The organism is Dietzia cercidiphylli, assembly GCF_039531545.1.
Lineage (GTDB): Bacteria > Actinomycetota > Actinomycetes > Mycobacteriales > Mycobacteriaceae > Dietzia > Dietzia natronolimnaea.
In genome coordinates, this window is the sequence record NZ_BAAAQG010000003.1 from 585,483 (window position 1) to 604,311 (window position 18,829).

The following is an 18,829-nucleotide window of genomic DNA, read 5'->3' on the forward strand; positions in this document are numbered from 1 at the left end:
CGAGGTCAGCCCACGACGCCCAACACCACCAGCCCGGCCGCCCCGCACGCCGCCGCCACGAGGAGCGAGGTGAGCGTGCCGATGATGAACCGCTCGCTCACGGCGGGGTTCTCGCGGATCTCCGGGTAGCGGCCCAGGGCCTTGATCGCCACCACGACAGCGGCCAGTTCGAAGCGTCCGGCCAGGATCGCGGCCGTGAGCCCCACCCGTTCGAGGATCCCGATCCACATCCCGCCCCGCAGCACCTCGCGGACCTGCGGTTCGGAGTTCTCGCGCCGCTGCACCACCGGGCTGCGGGAATCCCCGCTGACCTCGACCGTCGGCGGGTCGGGCACGTGCGCGGAGCGCAGGACCAGGGACGCGATCGGCGATCCGAGCCCGGCCGAGGCGAGAAGGCTGAGCACCACGACGATCGTGACGGGGATCCATTCGGGCCAGGTGCTCATCGTGTGCCTCCCGTCGCCGCAGCGTGTGCGCCGGCGAGGAGCCGGTCGAGCGCCGGGTAAGCGGCCCGCTCCTCCCGGATGCGCGAGAGCCGCAGCGCGCCGTTGACCGAGGCCGGGGTGATGTCCAGTTCGTGTGCGGCCGCCGCCTGGGTGGGGGAGCGGTCGACGGCGTCCACGACCCGCCACTGCGCCTCGGTGCGGTCGAGGATGAGCGGAGCGGTGAGTCCCCACACGGCCTCGCAGTCCGCGGCCCAGGCCGCAGCGTCGGACCCGGCTCCGGCCCAGGCCGCAGCGTCGGACCCCGCTCCGGCCCCGGCCCCGGCTCCGGCCCCGGCGCCGGGTGTCGCCGGGACGCGCACCGCGACCGAGCTGCTCAGGCCCTTGGCCGCCTCGACCGCGTCACGCGCGGCCAGATAGGCGGGCCCGCGGCCGGCCCTGGTGCCGGAGGCGTAGGAGTCGTCGTCGACCTCTCCGGCCCCCACGCCGCAGTGCCACTCGCCGCCGCGTAGCGCCACGAGCAGTGCGCGGCGCACCGCGGCGGGGTCGGTCAGCAGGCCCTGGACCTCGTCGCCGGCCGTCCGCTCGAAGGCGGCCGCGCAGGGGATGACCGCCAGGGCCTCGAGCAGTCCCGGCACCAGGTCGTCGGCGACCCGGCTACCGCGCTGGTCGATCGTCACCACGTACATGAGGCGATCTTCCCACATCCGGCCGACAGGAGGTGAAAATGCCTAATTTCGAGCAATTAGCCGAAAGGGCCTAATGGGCGCAGATCAGGCGAACGGACCTCACGAGGCGAGCGGCCTACCGATATCGGCGGCGGCATCGCCGAAGGTCTGCTTGCGCTCGCGGTCGCGGACCTTCTCCCCCCACGCATCGAGCCGGGCGCGGCCCCACGGGGTGCGGTACCGCAGCCCGTTCAGTGCCACCAGGTAGGCATGCGCCCACGGCGGCCGGACGGGCAGGCCGAACTCGCGCATGGACTCGCGGCCGAGTAGCACCGTGAGCATGCTCAGCAGTCGCTCGTGCCCCAGCCACGCCTGCACGCCGGGGAGCGGCCCGCTGCGCTTGCGCTGACGCTGCGCCGCGACCAGGGCCTGGGTCAGTTGCGGTCCAGCCTCGCTGAGCCCTGCCTGGGCCAGCAGGATGTGATAGTTGATCCGGTGCCGGTCCCTCTCGCGGCCGACCAGGAAGTCGTCGTCGACCCCCATCAGCCATCCCACGTAGCGCCACACGTGCATCACGGCGTCGGAGTCCCGGCGGGACATCGGCACGCCCAGGGTGCGCACGCCCAACAGGACAACGGCGTCGAAGAGGCCGAGGGTGGCGGCCAGGTCGCTCTGGCTGATGGGCAGTCCCCACCGTCCGGTGTCCCAGCGCGGCTCCATCGCCTCGTTGACCACGGCGTGCATGGCCCGCACGTGCCCGGTCAGGCGCCACGACTCGCCGCCCGGCCGCAGCCCGTCGGGAATCGAGAGGGACATGGTCCAGTGGCTGGTCTCGGCCAGGCGACGCAGCGTGGTGTTGCCGGTCAGGCCGCCGGTGGCCACCAGGAGGTCGGTGGGTCCGCCGAAGCGGTAGCCGCCGATCAGCGAGAGTTGGAGCAGGATGTCCGCGGCGTTCTGGCCCAGGCGCAGGTACACCTTCTGGCCGTGGGCGATCTGGTCCCAGTCGACCCAGTCCGGGGTGTCCTCGAGGAGGGCGATGTACTCGCGGAGCACCTCGGGGGCGTCGTCGGGCAGGCCCGCCGAGCCGCTCGTGAGGGCCTCGTCGAGCTGCCGCCGGCTCACGGCCCCGGGCTCGCCGGACCGCAGCCGCATGGCGCGGGCCAGGCGGGCGCCGGGCTCGTCCTTCTCCAGGTATCCGCGGCCCAGGCGGTCCATGAGCTGCTCGTCGATCTGGTCCACGCGGGCGATGTGCTTGAGGGCGCGACCCATGCGGCGGGAGCGGTCCTCGGCCTCGCGGTATCGGGTGGGGTATGAGGAGGTGACGGTGTCACGCTCAGGCGCTGTGGTCATGGTGCAACTATGACGCGAGTAATTACTCGCATACAATTCGCGTTCATGAGAAAGGTCCCCCAGCAGGCACGTTCCCGGGCGATGGTCGAGAGGATCGTGGAGGCGGCTCGCGTCGTGCTCGTGCGCGACGGCTACGACTCGTTCACCACCAACCGCGTCGCCGACGAGGCCCGGGTCAGCCCGGGCTCGCTGTACCAGTACTTCCCGGACAAATCGGCCCTGGTCACCGAGGTCATGGACCGATGGTCGGCGGAGATCTCCGACCGGGTTGCCGCCTCGCTCGCCGGCGCCGGTCCAGTCGACGTCCAGAACCCCGGCACGGTCCGCTCCATCGCCGACGCCCTGCTGACCGCGCTGGAGGTGGACGCCGGGCTGCTGCGGATCGTGTGGGAGGAACTTCCCGCCGTGCGTCACCGGGCCGCGCAGCACGCACTCGAGCTCCGGGTGCGTGAACTCCTCGCCGTCTACCTCTCCGCGGCGGGGGTCACGGCCGGTGATCCCGCCGCGCGCGCGTGGGTGATCGTGATGGCAGTGGAGAACGTGGCCGTGCGCTGGGTGCTGGATCAACCCAAGATCAGCCGGGCGGCCCTGTTGGACGAGTTCACCGCTTTGGCCGGGGGGTACGGCCCGCGCGGGTGAATCAGGGCAGGTGCGGGTGAGATCAGGGAATCCCCCGAGGCGGGCCGTGGCGAGTTTTCGGCAGAATGGCACTCAATGACTATTCGCCCCCGCCGCGGCTTTTCGGCAGAATGGCACTCAATGACTATTCGCCCCCGCCGCGGCTGCGCTGTGGCCCTGTCCCTCGCCGCGGCCGTGGTGGCATCAGCCTGTTCGTACGGGCCCACCCGTGAAGCCCCGGTCGCCATCCCGCCCGGCATCCCACCCGCCGCCGGAGCTCCCGTCCCTGCCGTCGACATCAATGCCCCCGGCCGGACCTCCTATCAGCTGCGGCCCTGGGCGCAGGGGATCAACGAGCAGATGAACATCCCGGTCGCCGCCCTGGCCGCCTACGGCAACGCCGCCGAGACCATGCGGCAGACCCGGCCCGAGTGCAACCTGGCGTGGACGACCCTCGCCGGGATCGGGCACGTGGAGACCCGGCACGGTCGCTACCGGGGAGCCTCCCTGAACGACGACGGCTACGCGCTGCCGCCGATCATCGGTATCCAGTTGGACGGCTCGCCCGGATTCGCCAACATCCCGGACACCGACGGCGGGGAACTGGACGGAGACCAGGAGTTCGACCGTGCCGTGGGGCCCATGCAGTTCATCCCCGAGTCGTGGCGCAAGTACGGAGTCGACGCCAACGGCGACGGGCGGGCCGACCCCAACCAGATCGACGACGCCGCCGTGGCCGCCGCCCGGTTGCTGTGCGAGAACGGGGGAGACCTCTCGGTTGCCGAGAACTGGCAGCGGGCCGTGCTGGCCTACAACGCCTCGCGGGAGTACGTGATGGATGTGCGCGACTCCGCGGCGGCGTACTCGGTGGGGACCACGGCGCCGTAGGGGGACGCGTAGGCCGCAGCCGGAAGGGACCGTAGACCGCCGGGTTCCCGGGTGGAACTAGTGTCGTGAGTCGGCGAGACCCACAGACGCCCTTCACCATCGGCGGGAGCCCCACACGCATGTCAGCACCCACATCGACGCGCCGGCAGGACACCGGCATCCCGTCGACCGCGAACGGGCTCCTGCTCCGGGCGATCGGCCGTCGAAAGCGCCTCGTGGGCCCCGGGCTGGTGCTCATGACGATGTGGCAGCTCTGCGAGGCGCTGGTGCCCATCGCGATCGGTGTGATCGTCGACCGGGCGATCATCCCTCTCGACGCGACCGCGATGCTGTGGTCGGTCCTCGGGCTCATCGCCTTGTTCACGGTGCTGAGCCTGAGCTATCGCTTCGGCGCCAGACTGAGCAACCGCGCACTCCAAGAAGAGGCGCACGATCTGCGGGTGGAGGCCACCCGGGTGCCGCTGACCAGGCGTCGCGCCATGGACGACGCGAGCTCGGGTGACGTGCTGTCCGTGTGTTCGGCCGACGCCGACGTCGCGGCCCTGGTGTTCCGCCAGATCGCCCTGGGCGGGTCCGCGCTCATCGGCATCGTGGGCATCTCGGCCTACCTGCTGTGGACCGATCTATTAGTGGGGCTGATCGTCCTGATCGGCGTCCCGTTGAGTCTGGTGCTGGTGGCGCTGCCCAGCCGCGTCATCTCCCGGCACAGCACCGCCCAGCAGACGGCCATCGGCATGGCGAGCAGCCGCGCCACCGACATCATGACGGGTCTGCGCGTGCTCAAGGCCGGGGGCGGGGAGCGCTGGGCGGCTGAGCAGTACCGCGACGCCTCCCGTGCCGCCGCCGACGCGGGCATCGTCACCGCCGAGCGGACGGGCCGGGTCCAGGGCATCGGGTCGCTCGGCATGGCCGTCGTACTGGCCCTGGTCCTGCTGGCCGCCGGCTACCGAGTGCTGTCCGGGGAGATGGCGATCGGCACGCTGGTCTCGGTGGTCGGCGTGGCCGTGTTCTTCGAGGAACCGGTCCGCCTCATCACGGCCATGGTGAGCATCTTCGCCCGGTCCCACGGTGCCGCGCAGCGGCTGGTCGACCTGCAGGCGTCGGCGCCGGTCGACGAGTCCGGATCGGAGGTCCCCGAGGGATCGCACCTGCAGGTGAGCGGCTTGGAGCTGCCCGACGGCCGGGAACTGGACCTCGAGGTGGCGGCGGGGGAGATCGTCGCGCTGGTGGTCGAGCAGCCGGCCGCCGCCGACGCGGTGACCCTGGCGATGGCCGGCCACAGCGACGGGGCCGACGCCGTGCTGGTCGGTGGGCATCGACGCAGCAGCCTGGCCGCGGCGATCGCCGACCACGTCGTCGTCGCCCCCCACCGCGTGGATCTGTTCGTCGGCACCATCCGCTCCAACATCGCGATGCGCCACGACGGCGGGGGACACGGCAGCACGAGCGACGACGGCGGGGGTGACGGCGCACATCACGACGGCGAGGCCCACGTCCGCGTCCCGGTCTCCGACGACGTCCTCCGCGCATCGGCCGTCGCGGAGATCATCGAGCACCTCCCCGACGGCCTTGACCACGTAGTCCAGGAGGGGGGCCGCAACCTCTCCGGCGGCCAACGCCAGCGGATCGCGCTCGCCCGCGCTCTGCACGCCGACCCGGACGTGCTGGTGCTGCACGACCCGACCAGCGCAGTGGACGCCGTGACCGAGTGGGAGATCGCCCAGGCCGTGCGCCGGCTGCGTACGAGCCGGCCGGGGCGGTCGACGCTGATCGTCACCTCCTCACCGCCGTTCCTCGCGACCGCCGACCGGGTGGTCCACCTTCCGCGGAGCGGCGAGACGCACTCAGGCACCCATCTCGAGCTGCGCGAGTCGTCAGCCAGTTACCGGACGGCGGTCGACCGATGAGCAGCACAGACACCAGCGGTACCGGAATCAGCACCGCCACACACACCGAGACCGGTGCTGCAGAAGCGCCGGGCGCCGCCGGGGCCCTGGTGACCACCGGCACCCTGCCCCTGGCGAGCGGCCGCGAGTCCCTCGCCGTGCTGTGGCCGCTGCTCAAGGAACGCCGGGGATACCTCCTGCTGGTCTGCCTGACCGGCCTGGTCGCCTCCGTCGCAGGATTGGTGGCGCCGTGGGTGATCGGCTGGCTCGTGGACGTCCTGCCCGGAAGCCAGGACTACGCCGCGGTGTGGGTCGGTGCGGGGGCGATCGCCGCTGCCGGCATCGTGGGCGCCGCCTGCACCTGGGCCGGACAGGCCTGGCTCGCCCAGCTGACCGAGCCCACCGTGGCTCGGCTGCGTGAGATGGTCATGGACCGCTCCCTGCGCCTGGGCGCGGCGCAGATGGAGACCACGGAGACCGGCGACCTGGTCTCCCGCGTGGCCGAGGACGCCCGCGAGATCAGCCAGGCCGCTACCGCCGTGGTCCCGCTGGTGGTGCAATCGCTGTTCACGGTGATCGTGTCCGGGGTCGGGCTGGCCACGGTGGACTGGAGGCTCGGGCTGGTGGGCTTGGTCGCGCTGCCCATGTACTGGACCACGCTGCGCTGGTACCTGCCCCGGTCCGGCCCCATCTACGCCGCGGAGCGGGCCGCCTTCGGCACCCGTGCCAGCCGGCTCCTCGGCGGCATCACCGGATCCCGGACCCTGCACGCCTTTGATGCCCAGGACTCCGAGCTGGACCGGATCACCGGCGCCTCCGGGCGGGCGCGGGACCTGTCCATCCGGGTGTTCTACTTCGTCACCCGCGCCTTCAGCCGGAACAACCGCGCCGAGGTCACGGTCCTCGGGCTGCTACTGGTCGTCGGGTTTGTCCTGGTGGACGCCGGCACGCTCACCGCCGGCGCCGTGACCACCGCCGCGCTGCTGTTCCACCGACTGTTCAACCCGATCGGCGCGTTGGTGGGCATGGTCGACCAGGTCCAATCCGCCGGGGCCTCGCTGGTCCGGATGGTCGGGGTGATCACCATGCCAGTGCCCGAGCGCACCGCCACGCTCGAGTCGGCCACCGACCAGCACGGTGCGCTGGACCTGTCCGGCGTCAGCCACTCCTACGGCGGGGGAGCACCGGCCCTGATCGACGTCGACCTGACCGTCGCGCCGGGTGAGGTGGTGGCCGTGGTCGGGTCCACCGGTGCAGGCAAGAGCACCCTGGCGCTGGTCGCCGCCGGGTCTGTGGTGCCCACCCACGGGAGCGCCCGCATGGGCGGGGTGCCGCTGGCCGACGTCGACCCGCTGGCCCTGCGGCAGCACATCACCATGGTCTCCCAGGAGGTGCACTCTTTCGCCACCACCATCGCCGAGAACGTCCGTGCGCCCCGCCCCGAGGCCGGCCTCGCCGAGGTACGCGCGGCCCTGCAGACCGTCGGGGCGGACTGGGTCGATGACCTGCCCGACGGCGTCGACACCGTGATCGGGGAGGGCGGGCACCCGCTCGATCCGATGCAGGCCCAGATGATCGCCCTGGCCCGCGTGGAGCTGGCCGACCCGGACGTGGTGATCCTCGACGAGGCCACCGCCGAGGCCGGGTCCGCCGGTGCCCGACGCCTCGACTCGGCAGCGGCCGCGGTGCTGAAAGACAGGGCTGGATTGGTGGTGGCCCACCGGCTGAGCCAGGCCGCGACCGCGGACCGGATCCTGGTGATGGACCACGGCCGGATCGTGGAATCGGGCACCCACCAGGAACTGCTGCGGTCGGAGGGGCGGTACGCCGAGCTCAGTCGGGCGTGGTTCGGGGGAGTCTGACGGCCCGCGGGTCGGCTGGCACGCCGCGGCGCCGGGTTGCGCGCCCGGAATGGCGCCGCTGCGGGTCCGATCGCCCCGGTGGCCAGGAGAACCCCGACGACGACGACGAGGACGCGATACCCGCCGGCGGTGCGCGGTGACTCGGGGAGCATTCCGCGTACATGAGTTTTTTCTGGCAGCACCTTCACCGTGTGTTCTCCCAGACGTCGCCGGGGGACCGCACTGGGTCCCTACGGTGGTCGAGTCTGCTCGTGCACAACAGATCTCGACCGGCAGATCTCGACCGGCCAGGGAAGGACCGATGGACGACGACGCACGTACTGCGCTCGTGGACCTCCTCCTCGGTTCACTCGCCTCCGCCGGTGATCGCTTCGCAGGCGTCTGCTCCATCCTGGGCCCGTGGGGGTCCGGCAAGACCGCCATCCTCCGTGCCTTCGTCGACCGGGCGAGAGCCTCCGGTGCTCGCGTCGTCTACGTCACCTGCTCTCCCGAACACCGGGATACTGACGGAGCCGTGCTCGACCTGGTCCGCTCCGCGCTGGAATTCGACGACGGCGGTCTTCGCCACCCCTCGACCCCCGTGACCCTTCCGGAGCAGGGGCGGCCGATGGACTCACCCGACCAGGTCCTGGCGGCACTCGCGCCCCTCCTCGCCGACGGCCCGATCGTGCTCGCCGTCGACGATGTGGAGTACGCGGACCAGCATTCGCTCGCAGCGTTCAGGGACCGCGGGCCATGGCTCCGGCGGCAGGGAGCGATGGTCGTCTACACCTCGGGCGGGCCCTGGAATCCCGCGGCCCGGTCGGATTCCGTCCTGTCCGACGTCACCGACTATGTCTATTACGTCCCGCCGATCACCTCGTCGGGTGTCCGTGCGGCGCTCGCGGACGCCGGCGTCGACGACGCCCCCCTGACCGATGCCGTCATCGAGGGCGCGAACGGTAGTCCGGCTCTCGCCAGCGCGTTGATCGCGGATCTCGCCACATTGGACGGCTCGGGACCGCCCCTGCGGGCCGGGCGGGCCTACCTCCGCTGCGTCGATTCGGCCCTGCGCCATCTGGGGCCGGAGGCGGAGCAACTCTGCGGTCTACTGGCCATGGTTCCGGTCTGCTCCACCGCTTCCGCCTCGGCCCTCGCCTCGATGCTCGGGACGTCGAACGCCGAGGCCCGCACTCTGCTCGACGCGCTGGGCGCGGTGGGGGTGATCGACGGGTCGCGGTTCAGGATCGACGGCACCGCCGAGCACCTCCGCGCCGCCGCCGCGCGTGACGCGGATTCACCGACCGTCCGGTTCCTAACCGACAACCGTGCGCCCGAGAGCGCTGCCGTTCCGGTCGTGCTGGCCGCACTGCGCCGGGGGGACCGGGGCGCCGCGACGCGGGCCATCGCCGGGCTCGGATCCCGACCGATCCTGCCGACGCCGAGAGTGATCACCCAGATCCATCTGGCCTACGCCTGGTACTACGGGCGGTGGGCCGGCCCGGAGCGGGAACTGGTCCGCGATCTCACCCCCGCGCTCCTGGACCCGTGGACGTCGCTGATCGATGCGGTGACCCGTCCTGATGACGGCGACGTGGACCTGCAGACCGCTGTCGATCACCTCCTCGCCGACCTCCTCTCCGGGCCGGCAGTCCCCGAGGCGATCGCACACGTCGTGGAGGCCCTCGTGAGTCGCCGTCCCGACGCCGACCTCTCGGGATGGACGGCCCGCATCGAGGCGGTCGCAGAGGCCTCCACGGACCCGGTCGAGTCCGCGCTACTCCATACGGTGCGCGCCGCCACGCTCGTCCACACCGGGGACCGGCCGGCGGCTCGTCTGCTGGTCGACCGGGCGTTCCGGATCCTGCCGAGCGGGCGTTGGGGCGCGGCTCTCGGCTTCCCACTGGCGACGGGTCTCGCCGCGGCCGAGGTACACACCGCCGGTACCAGCGGCCCGTCCGGTCCCCCCGATCTCATGGCCACCACCTTCCACGACCTGCGCGTCCTCCTCGCCCGGGCACGGCGCCTGGCGGAGAACGGCGCGGTGTTGGCGGCGATGGGAGATCTCCAGGCCGTCGACCGTCTGGCCGTGCAGTGCGGGCTCGACGGACCCGTGGTGGAACGGGCTCGGGCCGAACTCGTCGCGCTCCGCGCCGGATTCCCCGGGTCGGTGCTCGGTGACACCGTTCCGTGGATGCTCCCCGGGATCCCGGGTCCGACGGGAGGGCGCGCGCCACGCGGCAGTGGACCCGACGACGAGGGGGACGACCACAGACTGAGCGGGGCGGAGCTCCGGGTGGCAGAACTCGCCGCCGAGGGACTGACCAACCGCGCGATCGGGCGACGCCTGCACGTGACCGTCAGCACCGTCGAACAGCACCTGACCAATGTCTACCGGAAGCTCGGAGTGAGCGGCCGGGTGGATCTCTCCACCGGGATCGCCAGGAGCCGGGCGGAGTACGCCGGACCCGGCCATCACCTTCACCCCATCGTGTTCCGACCACGCACCGACCCGTACCGACTCGAGGCCAAGGAAATATGACCCAAGGATCTGTGATGACGACCAAGCCCTGCACGATCTGCCGCGGACGAGTGCAGGAGTTCCACGACTTCGGCATGCAGCCGCTCTCCGACGCGTTCCGCCGCCCCGGTGACGAGTCGCAGGAGTACCTGTTCCGACTAGCCGTGGGCATGTGCCTGGACTGCACGATGGTCCAGCTCATGGAGGAGGTGGACCGCGACAAGATGTTCCACGAGTCCTACCCCTTCATGTCCGGCGGCTCGGCCGGGATGCGCGCCCACTTCGAAGGGGGCGCCACGAGGTTCCTGGAGAACACGACCGGCCGGGGAGACGACTTCGTGGTGGAGTTGGGGAGCAATGACGGGACGATGCTGTCCCACCTGGCCGATGCCGGCATGCACCACCTGGGCGTGGAGCCCTCGGCAGGGGTCGCCCGACTCGCCGTCGAGAAGGGGGTGCGAGTTCTCGGGGACTTCTTCGAGGAGGAGTCCGCCGTCCGGATCCGCGGGGAGCACGGGCCGGCCACGGTGATCTACGCCGCCAACACGCTGTGCCACATCCCGTACCTGGACTCGGTGTTCGCCGGTGTGAACGAGTTGCTGGCGCCCGACGGGATCATGGTCTTCGAGGACCCGTACTTCGGCGACATCGTCGAGAAGACCTCCTTCGACCAGATCTACGACGAGCACTTCTACCTCTTCTCCGCTCGGTCGGTACAGGAGCTCGCGCGTCGTCACGGCCTCGAGCTCGTGGACGTGGAGCGGCTCCCCGTGCACGGTGGCGAGGTGCGGTACACCCTCGCCCGGTCGGGGGCGCGGGAGGTCTCCGACGCTGTGACCGTGATGATCGCGGCAGAGGAGCGGTCGGGGCTGACGGAACCGGCGACCCTGGAGGCGTTCTCGCACCGGGTATCGGATATCCGCCGGGATCTCGACGCGGCGCTCACCGAGCTCCGGGCGCAGGGGCTCACCGTGGTGGGCTACGGCGCGACGGCCAAGAGCGCGACGGTACTCAACATGTGCGGGATCGGACCCGACCTGATCCCGAGGATCTTCGACAACACCCCGGCCAAGCAGGGTCTGCTCACGCCGGGGTCCCGGATCCCGGTGGTCGACTCGGCGGACTTCCCCGACCCGTACCCGGACGTGGCGGTCCTGTTCGCGTGGAATCACGCCCGGGAGATCACCGCGCGGGAGACCGGGTTCCTCGACGCGGGAGGACGGTGGCTCCTGTACGTGCCCAGGGTTCACGAGATGTCGGAACCCGCTCCCGAGCCGGTCCGTGTGTGAACCGAACAGTGTCTGAACCGGGCCATGTGTGAACCGAGCACCGTCGCGGTCCTCGGGGCCGGTGGCTACGTGGGCGGTGCTCTCGCCCGACGTCTCCACGGCCCCGGGGTCCGACTTCGGCTGGTGGGGCGCCGTCCACCCACAGTGGGTCCCGATCTCACGGCGGGTGAGGTCCACCGCCACGCCGCGGACGTCACCGACCCCCGGGCGGTCCGCGATCTGGTCGCCGATGCAGACGTGGTGGTGGTGTCGGTCCTCTACGCGCCGCACGGCAGCTGGCGGGACGCAGACGCCGACCCCGTGGCCGCGCGCAGGGTCAACGTGGGTGTCGTGGAGTCGGTTCTCGCCGCAGTCGGCAGCGCCCGTGATCCGGCTCTGCCACCGCCGGTCGTCGTGGTGCCGGGAACGGCCTCCCTGGACCACGCGGCCTCCCTCAACCACGCGACCTCCCTCGACTCCACGGCCTCCCTCGATCACTCGGCCCACGGAGAGTTCTCGCGGTACGAGCAGCACAAGGCGGAGGCCGAGGATCTCCTGATGGAGGCCACCCGGCGCGGGGGAGTGCGGGGGATCTCGCTGCGCCTGCCGACGGTCTACGGGTCGGCCGGGCCGGGTGGAACCGTGGGCCGGGGGGTCGTCGCGGGGATCCTGCGCACCGCGCTGGACGATCGGCCGCTGACGATCTGGGGAGACGGGAGCGCCGAGCGCGACCTCGTGCACATCAGGGACGTCGCCGACGCCGTCGGGAGGGCGGTCGCCGCCCCGGACGGGCTGGCAGGCCGGCCGTGGTCGATCGGCACCGGCGAGGCGGTCACGCTGACCCGGTTGTTCACCCTCGCCGCCCAGGCCGCCGCCGCTCGACTGGGCCGCACGCCGGTGCCGGTGGAGTACGTGGAACCGCCGGACGGCGCGACCCCGACCGACGCGAGATCCTCGGTGGTCGACCCGGGGCCGTTCTCCGAGCAGACCGGGTGGATCGCGAGCACCCGCCTGGAGGAGGGGCTCCGGCAGACGTGCGACGTGCTCGCTCGAGAATGAGGCTCGCCGGGTGGAGGCTGGGCCGCTACCCGGCGCCGAGCACCCTGCGCAGTTCGGTGATGACCCGGTCCTGGTCCCGCGGTGGGAGCGACGGGTACATGGGCAGGGAGAAGATCTGCTCCGCGAGGTGTTCCGTGACCGGGAGTGCGCCCCGCTCGACCCCGAGGTGCCGGAATCCGCTCATGGTGTGCACCGGCCACGGGTAACTGATGTTCAGCGAGATCCCGCACCGGCCCAGCTCGTCGATGATCTGGTCCCTGTCGGGATGCCGCACCACGTGCACGTAGTAGACGTGGGTGTTGCCCACGGCCTGCCCGGGCAGCACCAGCGGGGTGTCGCCGAGGCCCTCGCGGTACCGGCGCGCGATGTCGCACCGCCCGTCGATGTAGGCGTCGAGGCGGCCCAGCTTGCGGCGGAGGATCTCCGCCTGGACCTCGTCGAGGCGGCTGTTGTGTCCCGGGGTCTGGACGACGTAGTAGGTCCGTTCCATCCCGTAGTAGCGTAGTCGCCGCAGCTCGGCGTCCACCTGGGGATCGTCGGTGATCACCGCACCGCCGTCGCCGTAGGCGCCCAGGACCTTGGTCGGATAGAAGGAGTACGCGGCCGCCCGTCCGAAGGTTCCCGCCAGACGGCCGTGCTGCCGCGCGCCGTGAGCCTGGGCGCAGTCCTCGAGGACCGGGATCCCCCTGGAGTCGGCCAGGCTCATCAGCGCGGTCATGTCGACGCACTGCCCGTAGAGGTGCACGGGGACGATGCAGGCTGTGCGATCGGTGATCGCGGCCTCGACGGCGGTGACGTCCATGAGGTGGTCCTCCTCCCGGACGTCCACGAAGACCGGACGGGCACCGACCGCGTCGATCGCGACAACGGTCGGTGCCGCGGTGTTGGACACGGTGATCACCTCGTCGCCCCGCTCGACACCGAGCGCGCGCAGGCCCAGCACCAGGGCGTTGGTCCCGTTGTCGACGCCCACGCAGTGCCCCACCCCGTGGAATCCGGCGAACTCCTGCTCGAAGGCCTCGACGCTCGGGCCCATGACCAGTCGTCCGGAGGCGAACACCGTCTCCACGGCGTCGAGGATGTCGTCCTTCTCGCTGTGGTACTCCTCCAGGTATCCCCACACCCCGATGGTCATGATCCGGTCCTTTCGTCGATGGACGTCACGCGTGGGCGGCGACGAGGCTCGTCAGGCACAGCGCGATGCTGCGGGCCTGGACGTTGAGGTAGAAGGAATGCCGCATGAAGTCCGAGATCTCGTCGAGGCCGAACCACCGGAATCCGGCGGGGGCGGGCAGCCGGCCGTCGATCTCCACGACCATGTACCTGTTGCGCGCGAAGTAGAAGCGGCCGCCCTCCTCCGACTGGACCACGTCGAACCGGACGGACCCGGGCTCGGGGGACAGGAAGCGGTCGAGGAACGGCGGTGCGAGGCGCTCGGGGTGGCGCTCGAGGGTGTCGGGCTGGCACTGCACCGTCGGGCCGAGTTCCGCTCCGTCGGTGCAGCCCGGCTCGGTGCGCGAGCGCATCAGCACGCTCACGGTTCCGCCCTCGCGGGTCACCAGGGCCCCGACTATCCCGGGCCCCGTCGGGGCGAGCATCGGCTGGTGCCAGGACGAGACCTCGCGCCCCGTGGCGGTCACCTCCACGCCGAGGATCGTGAAGTGGCCCCCGCTGTCGTGGCGGATCATCCCGTCGTCGAGGCGCCACCGGGCTGTCTCGTTGAGCGGGATCAACTCGGCGGTCAGTTCGGTGCCCGTCCGCTGGTCGGTGATCCACGAGAGCGAGCCCGACCGCGCTCCTCCGCCGACCGTCTCCACCCCGGCGAGCGCCTCGGGCGGGGCGCAGGCGAGAACTGTGCGGGCGTCCATGTTGAGCAGATCGGGCACGTGGAGCAGCTGCAGGAGCAACGGGAGGCCCACCCAGCAGAAGCCCTCGCGCGGTTCGATGGCGTCCCGGGACTCGACGATCATGTTCCGGTTCCGTTTGCGGAAGAACCAGGCGCCCTGTTCTGACTGGCGGACATCCGCGAGCACCGACTCGGGATCGACGTCGCGGAAGTGCTCGAGATAGGGGACGGGGCGACCACCGTGAACGCGGAGGTAGTTGCTCCGGGTGGCCTGAACTGTCGGCGAGAGCTGGACCCCACCGGGGTTGCCCGGTTCGAACTTCGCCTGCATGAGGAACCGGGTGGGGCCGATGCGACTCCGGTCGGCGAGGATGCCGAGGATCCCGATCTCCGGTTGATGGATGATCGGCTGGTCCCAGGCGGGGACCGGGCCCGCCGGGTCGGTGACGCGGACGCCCTCGACGGAGAAGAACTTCCCGGACTCGTGGCCGAGGTTGCCGCTCACCGGGTCGAGGTGCCAGTTCCGCAGGTCCTCCAGCGGAATCGGCCGCGCCGTCATGGTCATCCGCTCGCGCTGCACGTCGAGCCATCCCAGGACCTCGTCCACGGTCTCGAAGCCGGGCATCCGCCGGGACCCCGTGGGGCTCACAGGGCCGACCCGATCGCCGGCGTCCGCCCGGCCGTCGAGCCTCGGGCCATGGCGTCGGCGCGCAGACTCTCCTCGTAGTCGGGGAGCATCCCCGATGCCTCGAGTTCCGCCGCCGACGGGGCGTTCCTGTCCCGTTCCGAGAGCACCACCTCCCGGGGATCGGGCAGGTCCAGGCCGATCTCCGGGTCGTAGAGGTCCACGGCGAGCTCGTCCTCCGGTACGTATTCGCCCGACATCAGGTAGACCATCCGGGAACCGTCGAGCAGGCTGTGGAACGCGTGCCCCACGCCCGAGGGGATGAGCAGGCACGTGAGGTCGTGGCCGTCCAGGAGGACGCTCTCGACGACGCCCCGGGTCGGGGACCCCACCCGGAGGTCGACCAGGTAGTCCCTCACCCGCCCCGCGGTACACATCACGTACTTGGTGGTCCCGGGGGGTGTCCGGGTGAAGTGGATGCCCCGGGCCACTCCCGCGCGGGACACGCTCGTCGCGCCTTGACGTAGTGCGAACATCCCGTCGGCACCGATCTCGTGCAGTTGCGAGTCGAGGAGGAACGGGGAGAAGTGCCCGCGCTCGTCGTCGAATCGTGGCGGCATCACCACGTGGGCTCCCTCGATGCCCAACGGTCGTGTACTCACGGCACTGCACCTCGATCTCTTCCGTGTCGGGACCAGCGTGCGCGGCCGGACACCCGGGTCACAACGGTGCGGACCGATGAGTGGGGTCGGAGTGGGGTGGGGCCGCGCCGCGATCGGGGTGGCGGCATCTCGAACCCCGGTCGCTAGGGGTCGCTAGGGGTCGGCGCGCTCTCCGCTCGTGGATAGCGTCGGTCGGGAACGAGTTCGGACGGCCGTGCGCCCCGCGTGTGCCGTGGAGCCGATCCCCGGACGGAGAACGACGAATGGCACACGTCCTCTACGTGGTCCACCCCGACCACGGTCACGTGATCCCCACCGTCGCGGTCGTGGGTGCTCTACTCCGGCGCGGCCACCGCGTCTCGTATCTGACGGGGCCGAGAACTGCCGCGATCGCTCGCGAGGCCGGCGCGGAGGTGCTCGAGTACGCCTCGGAGTACCGCGACCACGACTTCGGTCGGAGCGCGGGGGAGTTGGACTACCTCATGTCGGTGCTCCTCCGGGAGTCCTCGCTCATGCTCGACGCCGCGCGGGCCGCCTTCGTCACCGAGGTCCCCGATGTGGTGGTCTACGACACCTCGGTGTTGTTCTGCGGTCGTGTCCTGTCCCGGGTGTGGGACATCCCGGCGGTCCAACTCGTACCGATGTTCGCCTCCAACGCCCACTACTCCTATCTCCGGGCGATCGGGGCCGAGGAGCACGGCGGAGCGCTGCCGGAGTCGGAAGCCGCCCCGAGCTGGATCGACCCGTTCCTCGAGGAGGTGGCGGAGGTGTTGGCCGCACACGGGGTCGAGGAGGACCCCGCCGCGCTGTGGTGGGCCGCCGAGGAACCCACGATCGTGACGATGCCGCGGGAGCTGCAACCGGCGGGGGAGACCTTCGGCCGCGAGTTCACCTTTGTCGGCCCGTGTCTCGGGGACCGGTCGTTCCTCGGCTCCTGGCAGGCGGGGGACGACTCCCGTCCGCTGGCGCTGGTCTCACTCGGGGCGGTGTTCAACGACCACCCGGAGGTGTTCCGGATCTGCATGGAGGCGTTCCGTGACACGCGGTGGAGGGTGGTGATGACGACGGCCGACGCCCTGGATCCGGCGGAACTCGACGACGTTCCCGGCAACGTGGAGCTGCGCCGCTGGGTCCCGCACATCGACGTGCTCGCCCACGCGGAGGTGGCCGTGACCCACGGTGGCATGGGTACGGTGCTCGAGGCGCTCGCCACGGCGACCCCGATGGTCGTCACCGCGACCTCGGCGATGGACCGCGTCACGGGCAGGCGGGTCGAGGAGATCGGCGTGGGGCTCGATCTGGACCTCGCAGATCTCGACGCCGACCGCCTCCGGCACGCGGTCGAGCGGGTCGCCGGAACGGATTTCGGGCGCGCCGCCGCGGAGATCGCGGAGCGGATCTCCCGCGCTGGAGGGACCGAGCGCGCGGCCGAGGTGATCGACGCGGCGACGGCCATTCCGACGGTCGCGAGCCGGACATGACCGCCACCTCGCTGACCATCGGTGTCCTGGGGCCGCTGGAGGTCCGGGTGGACGATCACCTCGTGAACATCGGTGGAGCCAGGGAGCGCGCCCTGCTGTCGACGTTGGCCCTCGCTCCGGGAAGCGGGGTCACGGCGGAGCGGCTCATCGACGTGATCTGGCCGGCCGACCCACCGGAGACCGCCCGGGCGCAGGTCAGCACCTGCGTCTCCCGGCTGAGGCGCACACTGACCAACGCCGGGGTGGACGGACGCACCGTGGTGGCCACCTCCCCGGGTGGGTACAGGCTCCGTGGCGCCGACGAGCGACCGTCACCCGGCGCGGGGATCCGGGTGGACGCCGAGGTCTTCCGCGAGACCCTCGCCTGCGCTCGCGACGCCGCGACGGACCCCGAGGCGGTCGACTCCTACCGGGAGGCACTCGGACTGTGGCGAGGGGAGCCGCTCACCGAGTTCCACGCACTGCACGGTGACGCGCTCCGCCTCGGCGAGGAGAGACTCGAGGCCCTCCAGTCCTGCCTGGATCTCGAGCTCCGTCAGGGACGTCATCGACGAGTGGTCAGCGAGTTGCAGGAGCTCGTCTCCGACGAGCCGACCAGGGAGCAGCTGAGGGCACTGTTGATGCTCGCGTTGTACCGGTGCGGGGACCGCGCCGCCGCGCTCGACGCGTTCCGGGACGGGCGGCGACTACTGCAGGAGGAGATCGGGATCGAACCCGGCCCGGAGATCACCAGGCTCCACCAGCACATTCTCGAGGACCGGGTGCCCTCTCCGCGCGCACCGGCCATGCGGCCGGCACCACGGCCCGAGCCCCCCAGGCAATTGCCCATGACGCCTCGGCACTTCGTGGGACGCGCGGACGATCTGGCCTTCCTCGACTCCGAACTGCTCGACTCCGAACTGATCGGTTCCGACCTGACCGGTCGCGACCGGGACCGGGGGCCGCGCGGGGTGCTCCTCACCGGCGACCCCGGCGTGGGCAAGACCGCGCTCGCCGCCTACTGGGGTTCGAGTCGCCCCCACGCCCATCCCGACGGCCAGCTCTACGTGGACCTCGGCGAACCGGGCAGCACGACCCACGGACACCTGTCGCGGTTCCTGCGCGATCTCCACGTGCCGCAGTCCGACCTCCCGTCGACCGTCGGTGAGATGGCGGCCGTGTTCCGTTCTCGTCTGGCCGGCCGTCGCCTCCTCCTGGTGCTCGACGATGCCCCCTCGGTCGACGCGGTGCTCCCGCTGCTCCCGGCCTCACCGGGGTGCCAGGTCATCGTCACCGCCAGGGGGCCGCTGCCCGGGCTCGTCGCGCACACCGACTTCCGCCGCAGACCGATCGAACCCATGGACGAGATGGATTGCCTCGACCTGGTCAACTGCCTGACCGGAGGGTCCAGGGCGACCGATCCCGCCGATCTGTCCGCCCTGCACGACGCGACGGGAGGCAGCCCCCGCGAGCTCCGCGACCTGGTGGTCCGCGCCGTCGACCGCGGGGCCACCTCCGCGGCGGACGTGGTCGCCGTCGCCGTGGGGGACCGCCCGGAGGGGACCGTGTGCGGCGTGGCCCGGGAGTACGCGTCGGCCGCGTCGCGCTGATCCGGTCCCGGGCCCGCTCGGGTTGATCCGGTGACGTCACACCCCGGAGAACCCGGTGTCACACACCCGGGCGGACCCGGTGAC

Annotated in this window: 15 protein-coding genes; 9 read left to right on the top strand and 6 right to left on the bottom strand. The window is 71.4% G+C overall.

The genetic code is table 11. The annotated features are described in order from the left end of the window. Positions 1–5: 5 nt before the first annotated feature. The 3 genes from ABD250_RS04550 to ABD250_RS04560 form a co-directional block, all read right to left on the bottom strand. On the bottom strand, positions 6–446 hold the full coding sequence (locus ABD250_RS04550) for a hypothetical protein (RefSeq protein ID WP_259846145.1): 441 nt from the start codon (positions 444–446) through the stop codon (positions 6–8). After that, on the bottom strand, positions 443–1,150 hold the full coding sequence (locus tag ABD250_RS04555) for a hypothetical protein (protein WP_344390876.1): 708 nt from the start codon (positions 1,148–1,150) through the stop codon (positions 443–445). The genes ABD250_RS04550 and ABD250_RS04555 overlap by 4 nt, the downstream gene beginning before the upstream one ends. An 81-nt stretch (positions 1,151–1,231) precedes the next feature. After that, positions 1,232–2,461 carry an oxygenase MpaB family protein gene (locus tag ABD250_RS04560; RefSeq protein ID WP_182659152.1) on the bottom strand — a complete coding sequence of 410 codons (1,230 nt, stop codon included), beginning with the start codon at positions 2,459–2,461 and terminating at the stop codon, positions 1,232–1,234. A gap of 45 nt (positions 2,462–2,506) precedes the next feature. Here ABD250_RS04560 and ABD250_RS04565 point away from each other — a divergent pair, with 45 nt between their 5' ends. From ABD250_RS04565 to ABD250_RS04595, 7 genes are all read left to right on the top strand, one after another. Further along, positions 2,507–3,100 carry a TetR/AcrR family transcriptional regulator gene (locus ABD250_RS04565; protein ID WP_241730756.1) on the top strand — a complete coding sequence of 198 codons (594 nt, stop codon included), beginning with the start codon at positions 2,507–2,509 and terminating at the stop codon, positions 3,098–3,100. Positions 3,101–3,220: 120 nt separating this feature from the next. After that, positions 3,221–3,967 (top strand): lytic transglycosylase domain-containing protein, encoded by a 747-nt coding sequence (locus ABD250_RS04570; protein WP_182659153.1) that lies wholly within the window; start codon positions 3,221–3,223, stop codon positions 3,965–3,967. Between the two features lie 119 nt (positions 3,968–4,086). Beyond that, on the top strand, positions 4,087–5,874 hold the full coding sequence (locus tag ABD250_RS04575) for an ABC transporter transmembrane domain-containing protein (protein ID WP_344390879.1): 1,788 nt from the start codon (positions 4,087–4,089) through the stop codon (positions 5,872–5,874). Next, positions 5,871–7,715 carry an ABC transporter ATP-binding protein gene (locus ABD250_RS04580; RefSeq protein WP_182659157.1) on the top strand — a complete coding sequence of 615 codons (1,845 nt, stop codon included), beginning with the start codon at positions 5,871–5,873 and terminating at the stop codon, positions 7,713–7,715. Before ABD250_RS04575 ends, ABD250_RS04580 begins: the two co-directional genes overlap by 4 nt. Before the next feature lie 301 nt (positions 7,716–8,016). Further along, on the top strand, positions 8,017–10,236 hold the full coding sequence (locus tag ABD250_RS04585; RefSeq protein ID WP_241730757.1) for a helix-turn-helix transcriptional regulator: 2,220 nt from the start codon (positions 8,017–8,019) through the stop codon (positions 10,234–10,236). 14 nt (positions 10,237–10,250) lie between these two features. Further along, positions 10,251–11,504, top strand: coding sequence for a class I SAM-dependent methyltransferase (locus tag ABD250_RS04590; RefSeq protein ID WP_182659158.1), 1,254 nt, complete (start codon positions 10,251–10,253; stop codon positions 11,502–11,504). 24 nt (positions 11,505–11,528) lie between these two features. Next, the gene (locus ABD250_RS04595) at positions 11,529–12,542 is read left to right on the top strand and encodes an NAD-dependent epimerase/dehydratase family protein (protein WP_182659159.1); all 1,014 of its coding nucleotides are present in this window, start codon (positions 11,529–11,531) and stop codon (positions 12,540–12,542) included. 25 nt (positions 12,543–12,567) lie between these two features. Here the strand turns inward: ABD250_RS04595 and ABD250_RS04600 are convergent, their stop codons facing one another. Genes ABD250_RS04600 through ABD250_RS04610 form a run of 3 tightly spaced genes read right to left on the bottom strand, consistent with a single transcriptional unit; the run spans position 12,568 to position 15,675 of the window. Next, on the bottom strand, positions 12,568–13,677 hold the full coding sequence (locus tag ABD250_RS04600) for a DegT/DnrJ/EryC1/StrS family aminotransferase (RefSeq protein ID WP_182659160.1): 1,110 nt from the start codon (positions 13,675–13,677) through the stop codon (positions 12,568–12,570). Between the two features lie 25 nt (positions 13,678–13,702). Then, positions 13,703–15,037: an NDP-hexose 2,3-dehydratase family protein gene (locus tag ABD250_RS04605; RefSeq protein WP_338404223.1), complete on the bottom strand. Its 1,335-nt coding sequence runs from the start codon at positions 15,035–15,037 to the stop codon at positions 13,703–13,705. Then, the gene (locus ABD250_RS04610) at positions 15,034–15,675 is read right to left on the bottom strand and encodes a dTDP-4-dehydrorhamnose 3,5-epimerase family protein (RefSeq protein ID WP_338404224.1); all 642 of its coding nucleotides are present in this window, start codon (positions 15,673–15,675) and stop codon (positions 15,034–15,036) included. The genes ABD250_RS04605 and ABD250_RS04610 overlap by 4 nt, the downstream gene beginning before the upstream one ends. Positions 15,676–15,938: 263 nt before the next feature. Between ABD250_RS04610 and ABD250_RS04615 the strand changes: the two genes are divergently transcribed. Together ABD250_RS04615 and ABD250_RS04620 are read left to right on the top strand one after the other, a co-directional pair. Then, positions 15,939–17,156, top strand: coding sequence for a macrolide family glycosyltransferase (locus tag ABD250_RS04615; RefSeq protein ID WP_182659161.1), 1,218 nt, complete (start codon positions 15,939–15,941; stop codon positions 17,154–17,156). Continuing rightward, positions 17,153–18,745, top strand: a complete 1,593-nt coding sequence (locus tag ABD250_RS04620; RefSeq protein ID WP_344390887.1) for an AfsR/SARP family transcriptional regulator — start codon at positions 17,153–17,155, stop codon at positions 18,743–18,745. The genes ABD250_RS04615 and ABD250_RS04620 overlap by 4 nt, the downstream gene beginning before the upstream one ends. Positions 18,746–18,829: the final 84 nt, after the last annotated feature.

What these genes read in the sequence shown, in the direction of transcription:
- ABD250_RS04550 (WP_259846145.1), bottom strand. Translation starts at nt 446, where the DNA reads ATGAGCACCTGGCCCGAATGGATCCCCGTCACGATCGTCGTGGTGCTC.
- ABD250_RS04555 (WP_344390876.1), bottom strand. Translation starts at nt 1,150, where the DNA reads ATGTGGGAAGATCGCCTCATGTACGTGGTGACGATCGACCAGCGCGGT.
- ABD250_RS04560 (WP_182659152.1), bottom strand. Translation starts at nt 2,461, where the DNA reads ATGACCACAGCGCCTGAGCGTGACACCGTCACCTCCTCATACCCCACC.
- ABD250_RS04565 (WP_241730756.1), top strand. Translation starts at nt 2,507, where the DNA reads ATGAGAAAGGTCCCCCAGCAGGCACGTTCCCGGGCGATGGTCGAGAGG.
- ABD250_RS04570 (WP_182659153.1), top strand. Translation starts at nt 3,221, where the DNA reads ATGACTATTCGCCCCCGCCGCGGCTGCGCTGTGGCCCTGTCCCTCGCC.
- ABD250_RS04575 (WP_344390879.1), top strand. Translation starts at nt 4,087, where the DNA reads ATGTCAGCACCCACATCGACGCGCCGGCAGGACACCGGCATCCCGTCG.
- ABD250_RS04580 (WP_182659157.1), top strand. Translation starts at nt 5,871, where the DNA reads ATGAGCAGCACAGACACCAGCGGTACCGGAATCAGCACCGCCACACAC.
- ABD250_RS04585 (WP_241730757.1), top strand. Translation starts at nt 8,017, where the DNA reads ATGGACGACGACGCACGTACTGCGCTCGTGGACCTCCTCCTCGGTTCA.
- ABD250_RS04590 (WP_182659158.1), top strand. Translation starts at nt 10,251, where the DNA reads ATGACGACCAAGCCCTGCACGATCTGCCGCGGACGAGTGCAGGAGTTC.
- ABD250_RS04595 (WP_182659159.1), top strand. Translation starts at nt 11,529, where the DNA reads ATGTGTGAACCGAGCACCGTCGCGGTCCTCGGGGCCGGTGGCTACGTG.
- ABD250_RS04600 (WP_182659160.1), bottom strand. Translation starts at nt 13,677, where the DNA reads ATGACCATCGGGGTGTGGGGATACCTGGAGGAGTACCACAGCGAGAAG.
- ABD250_RS04615 (WP_182659161.1), top strand. Translation starts at nt 15,939, where the DNA reads ATGGCACACGTCCTCTACGTGGTCCACCCCGACCACGGTCACGTGATC.
- ABD250_RS04620 (WP_344390887.1), top strand. Translation starts at nt 17,153, where the DNA reads ATGACCGCCACCTCGCTGACCATCGGTGTCCTGGGGCCGCTGGAGGTC.